General features: G+C 75.7%; 12 protein-coding genes. 7 read left to right on the forward strand and 5 right to left on the reverse strand.

Annotated elements, in window-relative coordinates:
- Positions 1 to 98 precede the first annotated feature (98 nt).
- Positions 99 to 1,043, forward strand: coding sequence for a phosphoribosylaminoimidazolesuccinocarboxamide synthase (locus ABRQ22_RS16105; RefSeq protein ID WP_253055320.1), 945 nt, complete (start codon positions 99 to 101; stop codon positions 1,041 to 1,043).
- Here ABRQ22_RS16105 and ABRQ22_RS16110 read toward each other — a convergent pair.
- Positions 1,021 to 1,398 carry an HNH endonuclease signature motif containing protein gene (locus tag ABRQ22_RS16110; RefSeq protein WP_353707449.1) on the reverse strand — a complete coding sequence of 126 codons (378 nt, stop codon included), beginning with the start codon at positions 1,396 to 1,398 and terminating at the stop codon, positions 1,021 to 1,023. The genes ABRQ22_RS16105 and ABRQ22_RS16110 overlap by 23 nt on opposite strands.
- Before the next feature lie 173 nt (positions 1,399 to 1,571).
- Here ABRQ22_RS16110 and ABRQ22_RS16115 point away from each other — a divergent pair, with 173 nt between their 5' ends.
- The 6 genes from ABRQ22_RS16115 (at position 1,572) to ABRQ22_RS16140 (ending at position 5,254) form a co-directional block, all read left to right on the forward strand.
- Positions 1,572 to 1,946, forward strand: a complete 375-nt coding sequence (locus ABRQ22_RS16115) for a PadR family transcriptional regulator (RefSeq protein ID WP_353707450.1) — start codon at positions 1,572 to 1,574, stop codon at positions 1,944 to 1,946.
- On the forward strand, positions 1,943 to 2,515 hold the full coding sequence (locus ABRQ22_RS16120; RefSeq protein WP_353707451.1) for a hypothetical protein: 573 nt from the start codon (positions 1,943 to 1,945) through the stop codon (positions 2,513 to 2,515). Before ABRQ22_RS16115 ends, ABRQ22_RS16120 begins: the two co-directional genes overlap by 4 nt.
- Before the next feature lie 187 nt (positions 2,516 to 2,702).
- The gene (gene purS, locus ABRQ22_RS16125) at positions 2,703 to 2,990 is read left to right on the forward strand and encodes a phosphoribosylformylglycinamidine synthase subunit PurS (protein WP_087470936.1); all 288 of its coding nucleotides are present in this window, start codon (positions 2,703 to 2,705) and stop codon (positions 2,988 to 2,990) included.
- Positions 2,990 to 3,709 carry a phosphoribosylformylglycinamidine synthase subunit PurQ gene (purQ, locus tag ABRQ22_RS16130; protein WP_253055153.1) on the forward strand — a complete coding sequence of 240 codons (720 nt, stop codon included), beginning with the start codon at positions 2,990 to 2,992 and terminating at the stop codon, positions 3,707 to 3,709. Before purS ends, purQ begins: the two co-directional genes overlap by 1 nt.
- A 10-nt stretch (positions 3,710 to 3,719) precedes the next feature.
- The gene (locus ABRQ22_RS16135; RefSeq protein ID WP_353707452.1) at positions 3,720 to 4,871 is read left to right on the forward strand and encodes a GNAT family N-acetyltransferase; all 1,152 of its coding nucleotides are present in this window, start codon (positions 3,720 to 3,722) and stop codon (positions 4,869 to 4,871) included.
- Positions 4,872 to 4,942: 71 nt separating this feature from the next.
- A complete protein-coding gene (locus ABRQ22_RS16140) occupies positions 4,943 to 5,254 on the forward strand; it encodes a hypothetical protein (RefSeq protein WP_253055155.1) in 312 nt (103 codons plus the stop codon).
- Here ABRQ22_RS16140 and ABRQ22_RS16145 read toward each other — a convergent pair.
- The 4 genes from ABRQ22_RS16145 to ABRQ22_RS16160 all read right to left on the reverse strand — a co-directional run bounded on the left by ABRQ22_RS16145 (position 5,241) and on the right by ABRQ22_RS16160 (position 8,868).
- Complete coding sequence (locus ABRQ22_RS16145; RefSeq protein WP_353707453.1) at positions 5,241 to 6,113, reverse strand: LLM class flavin-dependent oxidoreductase; 873 nt, start codon at positions 6,111 to 6,113, stop codon at positions 5,241 to 5,243. The genes ABRQ22_RS16140 and ABRQ22_RS16145 overlap by 14 nt on opposite strands.
- Before the next feature lie 42 nt (positions 6,114 to 6,155).
- Positions 6,156 to 7,163, reverse strand: coding sequence for an MBL fold metallo-hydrolase (locus ABRQ22_RS16150; RefSeq protein WP_353707454.1), 1,008 nt, complete (start codon positions 7,161 to 7,163; stop codon positions 6,156 to 6,158).
- Positions 7,164 to 7,174: 11 nt separating this feature from the next.
- Positions 7,175 to 7,663, reverse strand: coding sequence for a hypothetical protein (locus tag ABRQ22_RS16155; protein ID WP_353707455.1), 489 nt, complete (start codon positions 7,661 to 7,663; stop codon positions 7,175 to 7,177).
- A 140-nt stretch (positions 7,664 to 7,803) separates the two neighbouring features.
- The gene (locus ABRQ22_RS16160) at positions 7,804 to 8,868 is read right to left on the reverse strand and encodes an LLM class flavin-dependent oxidoreductase (RefSeq protein ID WP_353707456.1); all 1,065 of its coding nucleotides are present in this window, start codon (positions 8,866 to 8,868) and stop codon (positions 7,804 to 7,806) included.
- Positions 8,869 to 8,902 lie beyond the last annotated feature (34 nt).

Here is an 8,902-nt window from a genome sequence, read left to right on the forward strand (position 1 = left end):
TCGTCGGACACGGTGCCGCGCCGGTGGAGGGCGGTGCGAGACTAGGGGCCGTGACCGACACCCCTCAGGATCCTGCCTCGGCCCTCTCGCTCGGCGAGGTGGACGCCCTCGACACCGCGGCGCTCGACCTGCCCGGCTGGACGCACGTGTACTCCGGCAAGGTGCGGGACCTCTACGCACCGGACCTGCCCGCCGTCGGCGGCGTGCACCCGCTCGGCGACGTCGTCCTCGTCGTCGCGAGCGACCGGGTCAGCGCGTACGACCACGTGCTGTCGCCGGGCATCCCGGACAAGGGCGTCGTGCTCACGCAGCTCAGCCTGTGGTGGTTCGAGCAGCTCGCCGACCTCGTGCCGAACCACGTGGTGTCGACCGAGGTGTCGTCGGAGCCGGGCGACGGCCTCGTGCCCGACGTCGTCGCTGGCCGCGCGATGATCTGCCGCCGCCTCGACATGTTCCCCGTCGAGTGCGTGGCGCGCGGGTACCTCACCGGCTCCGGGCTCGTCGAGTACCGCGCCGGGGGAGAGGTCTGCGGCGTGCCGCTGCCCGCCGGGCTGGTCGACGGCTCGCGCCTGCCCGAGCCGATCTTCACGCCCGCGACCAAGGCTGCCGTGGGCGAGCACGACGAGAACGTCTCCTTCGACGTCGTCGCGGAGCAGATCGGCCTCGACGACGCCACGCGCCTGCGGGAGCTCACGCTCGCCGTCTACGCGCGCGCCGAGCAGATCGCGCGCGAGCGCGGCGTGATCCTCGCGGACACCAAGCTCGAGTTCGGCGTGGACCCGACCACCGGCCGGACCGTCCTCGGCGACGAGGTGCTCACGCCCGACTCGTCGCGGTTCTGGCCCGCGGACCAGTGGGAGCCGGGGCGCGCGCAGCCGAGCTACGACAAGCAGTTCGTCCGCGACTGGCTCGTGTCGCCCGCATCCGGGTGGGACCGCGCGTCCGACACCCCGCCGCCCTCGATCCCCGCAGAGGTCGTCACGCGCACCCGCGCCCGGTACCTCGAGGCGTACGAGCGGCTCACGGGCTCGACGCTCGGCTGAGTCGTCGGGCGGTCCGGGCGGCGCCCGGGCGCACGTAGGTGTGCCCGCTCGGCGCGGTCCACCGGACCGAGCCGTCGGCGAGCAGGGCGGGCCGCCAGCCGTCGCGCGCGCGCACGACGCGGTGGTGCCGGCAGAGCGCGACGAGGTTGTCGGCCTCCTGCGCGGCGGCCGCGGCGGTGTCGTCCGCGCCCGGCCGCGGTGCCACGACGTGGTCGAGGTCGCAACGGAACGCCGGGACGCGGCAGCCAGGGAAGACGCAGGTCTCGTCGCGCGCGAGGACGCGCGCGACGGTCCGCGGCGACGGTCGTGCCCTGCCGCGCTCCATGGCCGGGGCGAGTGCGAGCGGTGCTGCCACGCGAACCTCCCTGCGTCGTCGAGCCGTGGTTCGTGCGAGGGCGGGGAAGGGGCAGGACCCCGCCCTCGCACCGTGCCCGAGCGTGCGTCTCGAACACGTGTTCGACTCTAGCGGCACCCTCTGACACGCGTCGAGGGTTGGCTCTATGGGTCGTCATCCGATATATATCGTTCATGGCACCGAGCCCTCCCGCGTTCCGCATGACCGAGCAGGCGTACCTCGTGCTGCTCTCCCTCAGCGCGGAGCCGCGGCACGGGTACGCGGTGATCCAGGCCGTGCGCGAGCTGTCCGACGGCCGCACCCGGCTCGGGGCCGGCACCCTCTACGGCAACCTCGACCGGCTCGTGGCGGCCGGGCTCGTCGTGCCGACCGGGGAGGAGGTCGTCGACGGCCGCCTCCGGCGCTACTACCGCGCCACCGACGACGGGCGCCGCGCGGCCCGGACGGAGACCCTCCGCCTCGCCGAGCTCGCCGAGCGCGCGCGGCGGTCCCTGGAACGCCACGGCCCGGCGGGTGCCGCCGACGGCCTCGCGGGGAGCGGCGCGTGAGCGCGGGCGGCGCGGACCGGTACGAGCGGTCCGCCCGGTTCTGGCTCCGCGCCTACCCGCCGCGCTGGCGTCGCCTCCACGGCGACGAGGCGCTCGCGGTCCTGCTCGACCTCGCGCCCGCATCCGACGACGCCGGGGCGCCGCACGGCATCGGCGCGCGCGAGGCGTGGGGGCTGGTGCGTGCGGGCTGGGCGCTGCGCCGGCGGGAGCACCCGCCGCTCGGGCGCTGGTTGCTGTACCGGCTGTTCGACGCCCGGCTGCCCGCGCGCTACTGGTGGTGGGTCGCCGACGACATCCACGGCGTGCTCTACCCCTGGCGCGTGACCATGACGGGGCTCGGGACCGCTCTCGCGATCTTCTACGGCTGGCCGGTGCTGGCGCAGCTCCTGTTCTCCGTCGAGGTCACCAGGCCCGACCTCTGGCTGATCCTCCTGTGGTGCGGGACGTTCCTCGGCGGAGGGCTCCTCTTCCGCCGTTCGCACGTCGCGCGAGCGTGGCGCAAGCACGTGCTCGACGGCAACATCCCCGTGGACGTCCCGGCAGACCCGCCGCGGGCAGCCGGGGCCTGAGCCCGGCAGCGCCGTCGTGCCACGGTGCGGACGGCCGCCGGACGTCGCCCGGGCGCCCGGTAGACTGGGCGCGGAATCCCGCCGTCGGCTCCCGCTCGTCCCGTCCCACCGACCGTCCTCGACGGCCGTGACGTGGTCGGGATCCCGGAGCCCCGGCCCTCCCGAACTCTCTCGCCAAGGAGCCCCCGTGGGACGCGTCGTCGTCGAGGTCATGCCCAAGCCCGAGATCCTGGACCCGCAGGGCAAGGCCGTCGTCGGGGCGCTGCCGCGCCTCGGCTTCACCCAGTTCACGTCCGTCCGCCAGGGCAAGCGGTTCGAGCTTGAGGTCGACGGCCCGGTCACGCCGGAGATCCTCGCCGCCGCCGAGGAGGCTGCGGTCAAGGTGCTGTCGAACCCGGTGATCGAGGACGTCGTGCGTGTCGCCGACATCGAGGCCGACGCCGCCGCGACGATCACGTCCGAGGGGCTCGCCTGATGAGCGGCGCGACGCTCGCGACGGCGCGGATCGGCGTCGTCACCTTCCCCGGCACGCTCGACGACCGCGACGCGGCGCGCGCGGTGCGTCTCGCGGGCGGCGAGGCCGTGTCGCTGTGGCACGCGGACGCCGACCTGCACGGCGTCGACGCGGTCGTCCTGCCCGGTGGCTTCTCCTACGGCGACTACCTGCGCGCGGGCGCGATCAGCCGCTTCGCGCCCGTCATGGAGTCGATCGTCGACGCGGCGGCGGGCGGCATGCCGGTCCTGGGCATCTGCAACGGCTTCCAGGTCCTCACCGAGGCCCACCTGCTGCCCGGCTCGATGGTCAAGAACGACCACCTGCACTTCATCTGCCGCGAGCAGGTCCTCGTGGTCGAGAACGCCGAGACGGCCTGGACGCGCGACTACACGGTCGGCCAGCGCATCACGGTCCCGCTGAAGAACCAGGACGGGCAGTTCGTCGCGGACGACCGCACGCTCGACGAGCTCGAGGCCGAGGGCCGCGTCGTCTTCCGCTACGACGGCTGGAACCCGAACGGCTCGCGTCGCGGCATCGCCGGCATCACCAACGCCGCGGGCAACGTCGTCGGCCTCATGCCGCACCCCGAGCACGCCGTCGAGGCGGGCTTCGGGCCCGCGAACGAGGCCGGCCCCCGTGCCGGCACCGACGGGCTCGGCTTCTTCACGTCGGTCCTGGGCGCGCTCGTCCACGCATGACCGGGTCGGTGTGACCGGCGCGCCCTCGCGCGTCCTGCCCGACGGCGTCGGGGGCCCAGGCACGCGCGTCACCGTCGAGGCGGTCCCCGGGGACGACGCCGCGGCCGAGCTCCTGCGCACGCGTCAGCAGGCGGAGCTCGCCGGGCGGTACGGCGAGCCCGACGCGGGCACGTTCGAGCCCGAGGCGTCGGTCGCGAACGTCGTGGTCCGGGCGGGCGGCGAGCCGGTCGCGTTCGTCGCGCTGCGCGACGTGTCGGGCACGCCCGACGGCCGCGGCGGGACGCACCCCGCGCGCACCGGGGAGGTGAAGCGCCTCTGGGTCGAGCCCGACCACCGCGGCCGCGGTCACGCGCGCACCGCGATGCGGGCCGTGCACCGGCACGCGGTCGTCGCCGGGCTCGAACGCGTGGTCCTGGAGACCGGGACGCTCCAGCCCGAGTCGATCGACCTCTACCTCGCGCTCGGGTACGTCCCGATCGAGTCGTACGGCCACTACGCCGGGCACCCGCTCTCGCGCTGCTTCGCGCTCGACCTGAGGGCCGCGTGCGGTCCGGGCGTCGGCACCGGCACCGCGGACGAGACGTCGGCGACGAGCGGCCGGCTCGGGGCGAGCATCCCGCGGGCGACCGTGGGCCCGAGCGAGCCCGCGAGCGTCGCTGCCCGTGAGGTCGTGGAGGTCCGCCCCGTCCCGTGGGACGACCCGGACGCGGCAGCACTGCGCCGGGAGATGCACGAGACGTCGTCCGCCGTCCTCTACCCCGAGCTGTTCGGCGGGCTCGACGCCGCGGGCGGGTTCGACGCGGTCGACGCGCGCCTGGGCGACGACGTGGTGACGACCCTCGTCGCCTACCGGGACGGGGAGGCCGTCGGGTGTGCGTCGCTGCGTCGCCCCGCACCCGGGGCGCCCACCGACGCGCTCGAGGTGAAGAAGGTCTACGTGCGCCCACGGGCACGCAGGACCGGGACGGCCCGCAGGCTCCTCGACGGGCTCGAGGCCGTCGCGCGCGAGCGCGGGGCGGCCCGGCTCCTGCTCGAGACGGGGATCCGCCAACCGGGCGCGATCGCGCTCTACCGCTCGCTCGGGTACCGCGCCGTCCTCGCTTTCCCGCCGTACGTCGGCGACAACCACGTCGCGCTCTGCTTCGCGAAGCCGCTGGTCTGAGGGTCGCACCAGGGGATTCTCGGGGTCGTGCCGGATATGCCCGCGGTGTCCGCCTCCGCTAGGGTGTCCCCGTGATCCCCCTCGCGACCGGTGCCTACTCCGTGGCCTCCGTCGTCATCGAGCTCCTCGGCTGGGTCGCCGCGGTCGCGTCGCGGGTGCCGGGCCGGGTCGGGGTCCTCGCGGGCGAGCTGCGCGAGACCGCCGTCGAGTGGGGGCTCCCGGTCGGCGACGTGTCCGACCTCTACGCCGCCTTCCCCGTGCGCCTCGCGCTCGCCGTCGGGGCGGTCGCACTCGTGTGCGCGGTCGTCGCGCTCGTGCACGGCCTCCGGGAGCGTCAGCGCGCCGGCGGGTCCACCGACGCGTCGCGCGTCAGCGGGCGCTGAGCAGCGGCGCGACCTCCCGCCCGAGGAAGCGGACGAACCCCTCCACGTCCGGCTCGTCCGCGGTCGGCTGGACCGCGACGGCCGTCGCGCCCGCGTCCGCCAGGGCCAGGACGGCTGCGGCGATCGTCGCGGCGTCGCCGCCCGCGCCGATGCCCTGACCCGCCTCCTTCCCCCACAGCGGCACCTCGCGGTCGACGCGCTCCTGTGCGCCTGGCCCGGTCGCCGCGATGAGCGTCGCGTGGACGTCGAAGCCGTCGACGGCTCCGCCCGCGCGTGCCGCGTCCGTCGCGACGCGCACGTCGTCCGGGGTGAGCGCGTTCGCGAGGATCAGTCCGTCGCCCAGCTCTCCTGCCAGCGCGAGCGAGCGGGGACCCACGCCCCCGAGCCACAGGGGGACGGGCTGCGTGGGAGGCCAGTCGAGCCGCACGTCGTCGAGCGTGACGTACCGCCCCGCCGTCGTGACCTCCTCGCCCGCGAGCAGGCTCCGCAGCGTCGTGGCGTGCTCGCGCAGCAACGTCAGCGGTGACGCGACACGGACCCCCGCCTGCCCCATCCACTCCTGCACGCCGTGGCCGACGCCCGCGACGAGCCGTCCGGGGAACATCCGGGCGAGCGTCGCGACCTCCATCGCGGTGATCGTCGTGCTGCGCAGCGGGGCCGGCATGAGCCCGATGCCGACGCGCACGTGCTCGGTCCAGGCCAGCGCGGCGGCAGCCGACGCGAGGCCCGACTGCTTGAAGCAGTCCTCCCACACCCAGAGGTCGTCGAGGCCGGCCTCCTCCGCGGTCGCGGCGAGCCGCCGCAGGCTCTCCGGGGCGTGGGTGGGCACGAACGCGATACCGAGCCGTGGTGTCGTCATGCTCGTCATCGTGCCGGACGCCACCGACACCCGGCCGTCCGCTCAGCCGTCTTCGCGGCGAGCGCGTGACCTGCCGCGGGCGGACCGTCGTGCGAGCTCGTCGGCCCGCGCCAGGAAGGCGAGCTGCGCCGCGACGGACTGGCGTGCCGCGGCGAGGACGGACGGGTCGACGTCGGCGTAGACGCGCGCGACGACCTGCTCCACGGCGTCGTCCGCACCCGCGGTCAGGCCGAGCGCGGCGAGCGTCGCCCGGACCTGGGACAGGCGCTCGAGCCGGTGCGCGCGGTACGCACGCACCCGCTCCGCGAGGTCGTCGACCACCGGCCCGTGGCCGGGGAGCCCCGTCGTCCGACCGGGCCCCGCGGAGGCGACGGCCTCGATCGCGTCGAGGCTCGCGAGGTACGCGCCGAGCGAGCCGTCGGGCTGCGCGATCACCGTCGTGCCGGTCCCGAGCACGGTGTCCCCGGTGAGGACCGTCGTGCCCGACGGCGATCCCGCGCCGCCCGCAGCGGCGTCACCCGACCGGGTGCCGCCGGGGGCCACGTCGCCGAGGGGCGCGTCGCCGAGGTACTGGTCGGCGGGGGTCTCGCCGCCCGGGCGTGCGCCGCCCCTGGCGAGGTCGCCGGGCGTGGCGAGCGCGCCGTCGTCGGGCAGGACGAGGCAGACCGAGTCGGCGGTGTGGCCCGGGGTGGCGCGCACGACGATGCGCAGCCCGGCGGCCTCGACGACCTCGCCGTCGCGCAGGAGCGCGCCACCGTGGCAGTGCGCCGGGTCCGCGGCGCGTACCGGCGCCGCGGTCCGCTCCCGCAGCCCGGGAGCCCCGGCCGTGTGGTCGGCGTGGCGGTGCGTGACGAGCACGAGCTCGACCGGCCCGGCCGCCGCCAGCGCGTCGAGGTGCACCGCGTCGTCGGGCCCCGGGTCCACGACGACGCACGTCGCCGACCCGGGCGCGCGCAGCACGTACGAGCACGTGCCGTCGAGCGTCATCGGGCCCGGGTTGTCGGCGCGCAGCACCGCGGCGAGCCGGGTCACGGGCGTGGGCGCGGTCATCTCGGGCCGTCTCAGGCGCGGTGCCGCAGGACCGACGGGCGCCCCTCGTCGTCCCACTGGGAGAAGCGCGCGTCGATGAGGGGGCCGACGAGGTCGTACGTCTCCCACGTGTCCGGCACGCGGTACACGTCCTCGGGCTCGCCGTCGCCGGGGCTCACCGCGTCGACGTAGTCCTCCAGGTAGAGGCCGCCGTCGTCCTCGTCCTCCTCGTCGCCGGCGTAGTACGCGCTCGCGAACGCCGCGCCGACGGCGTCGAGGTCCTCGTCGACGAGCCTGCCGTCGCACACGTCGAGCACGAACGCGCCGGGCGTCGTCCTCCGGTCGCGCAGCGCGGCGAGCTCGTCCGCGGCGTCCTCGGCGAGCTCCTCGGAGACGTGCCCGCCGAGCACCGCCCACGCGAGGAACATGCCGATGTGCGTCGCGCCCGCCTCGGGGCCGGCCTCCGGCGGGTACCCCTCGCCGTCGGAGTGCCAGGCCGCGTCGTCGTACGTCGTCGTCATGCGGTGACGCTACAGCCTCCCGCCGACCACGACATGAGGGTCGATATCCCGCGGATCACGACCCTCATGTCGTGTTCGACGGCGTGCCAGGTCGTGTTCGGCAGCGAGGCGGGTGGATGGCCCGACGGGCGGTCGGCGGGTCAGGCCGCCGGGTCGCCGGCGAGGGCGGCCGCGAGGAGCTCGAGCGTGCGGGTGCGGCCCGGGGTGGAGTCGAGCGGCTCGTCGGCGCGCGACGCCGCGACCGGCACGATCATCACCTCGTCGACGCCGTGGCGCTCGGCGAGCCGACGGACCTCGGCCGCGGCGTCGTCGGGCGTCCCGACGGCCCAGCGGCGCAGGCTGTCCTCGACCATCTGCCCGGCCGCGCCGTCGAGGGGCGCCGCCAGAGCCTCCTCCACGGTCTCCAGCGCGGTGAGCGGCTGACCGGTGCGCAGCCGCGACATCATGCGCGCCTGCGGGAGCGCGCGGGCGCGCGCCTCGTCCTCCGTCTCCGCCACGACGGCGTTGAGCGTGAGGAACGTGCGCGGCTCGGGGAACGCCTCGCTCGGGCGGTAGCCCTCGCGGTAGAGCGCGAGGATCTCGTCGACGCCCTGCCCGGAGAAGTGGTTCGCGAACACGTACGGCAGCCCGAGCTCGGCCGCGAGGCGCGCGGAGTAGTCGCTCGACCCGAGCAGCCAGACGGTCGGTGCGGCGTCGGCGGCGGGGGTCGCGTGCACGTCGTACACCTGGCCGCTCGTGAGGCGCAGGGTCGCGCCCTGCGGGCTCATGAGCGCGAGGATGTCGGTCACGTGCTGGGGGAACCGGTCGACGTCGGCCGTCGGGCCGGTGATGCGCAGGAGCTGCGTGACGACGGGGTCGGAGCCCGGCGCGCGGCCGATGCCCAGGTCGACCCGGCCGGGGGCGATCGCCTCGAGCGCCGCGAACTGCTCCGCGACGACGAGCGGCGCGTGGTTGGGGAGCATGACCCCGCCCGAGCCGACCCGGATGCGGTCGGTGACCGACGCCGCCGCGGCGATCATGACGGGCGGCGTCGACGCCGCGACCGCGGGCATGTTGTGGTGCTCGGCGAACCAGTAGCGCTCGTACCCGAGCCGGTCCGCGAGGCGGACCAGGTCGAGCGACGCCCGCACCGCCTGGGTGCTGGACTGGCCCGAGCGGACGGGCACGAGGTCGAGGACGGACAGGCGGGGGGTCTGGGTGCTCACCCTGGTGCCAACCGGCGACCCCCGAGCCTCATTC

The organism is Cellulosimicrobium sp. ES-005 (genome assembly GCF_040448685.1).
Classification (GTDB): Bacteria; Actinomycetota; Actinomycetes; order Actinomycetales; family Cellulomonadaceae; genus Cellulosimicrobium; species Cellulosimicrobium cellulans_G.

Coding starts and splice junctions, on each gene's coding strand:
- ABRQ22_RS16115 (WP_353707450.1), top strand. CDS start 1,572: ATGGCACCGAGCCCTCCCGCGTTCCGCATGACCGAGCAGGCGTACCTC.
- purQ (WP_253055153.1), top strand. CDS start 2,990: ATGAGCGGCGCGACGCTCGCGACGGCGCGGATCGGCGTCGTCACCTTC.
- ABRQ22_RS16145 (WP_353707453.1), bottom strand. CDS start 6,113: ATGACGACACCACGGCTCGGTATCGCGTTCGTGCCCACCCACGCCCCG.
- ABRQ22_RS16150 (WP_353707454.1), bottom strand. CDS start 7,163: ATGACCGCGCCCACGCCCGTGACCCGGCTCGCCGCGGTGCTGCGCGCC.
- ABRQ22_RS16155 (WP_353707455.1), bottom strand. CDS start 7,663: ATGACGACGACGTACGACGACGCGGCCTGGCACTCCGACGGCGAGGGG.